Origin of the sequence: Pseudomonas edaphica, assembly GCF_005863185.1 — a bacterium.
GTDB lineage: Bacteria > Pseudomonadota > Gammaproteobacteria > Pseudomonadales > Pseudomonadaceae > Aquipseudomonas > Aquipseudomonas edaphica.
Genome location: NZ_VBVZ01001109.1, coordinates 1 through 681 on the forward strand (window position 1 = coordinate 1; position 681 = coordinate 681).

At 57.9% G+C, this 681-nt stretch carries 2 protein-coding genes; both read right to left on the reverse strand.

Features of this window, described 5'->3' with window-relative positions; genetic code table 11:
• Nucleotides 1–330 (reverse strand): POTRA domain-containing protein (locus FEM54_RS33540; RefSeq protein WP_276614995.1); only part of this gene is annotated, 330 nt, incomplete at its 3' end.
• 63 nt (nucleotides 331–393) lie between these two features.
• The coding region (locus FEM54_RS33545; protein WP_138454398.1) for a GNAT family N-acetyltransferase at nucleotides 394–681 on the reverse strand (288 nt) is incomplete at its 5' end.

Genomic DNA, 681 nt, shown 5'->3' on the forward strand with positions numbered 1-681 from the left:
AATGGTCACGTTGCGCAGATGCACCGGCTCGCCGGGGTCGATGGTGAGGGTCAGGCGCGGGTTCTTGCCGCCCTTCACGTCACTGGAAATCTGCGGCTGATAGAAGCCCAGAGCCTGGGCCGCCTTGCGGGCCTGCTCCTCGGCGCCACGGCTGAACCGCAGCAAGGCTTCTTCATCACGATCGCCAACCCCGCCGATATAGCCTTCGATGTTGGCTTTCAACGCGTCGTTTGATGGCTTGATGCGCACGTCCAATTCGCTTTGCGCAAATACGCCGCAGCTTGTGAACAGCAGAACCAAGCCGCTGGTAAATCTTCCTGGAAGCTTCATAGGCGCGGATGCTACACAGCTGGGGAGACTCTTTGAACCCGGAATTGTCTGAATAATTCTGTCTCAAGCCGTTGCAGCATGTAACGCCTGGGGATTGGGATGAAAAAACACATGCTCCAGGACAGGTCCTACCGCCACTTCACCGATTTCCTCATAGCCCTGGCGCTTGTAAAAATCCAGATAGCGCGAGTTGCCGGTATCGAGCACCACACCGGATGAATGCGGGTCCTCGGCGCACCAGTTGTGCACCGCCTGCAACAGTTGCTCGCCGTAGTGTTTGCCCTGAAATTGCGGGTGAATACCCAGCAGCGGCAACACATGCACCGACTCACTCGGCAGGCACGCCAACAC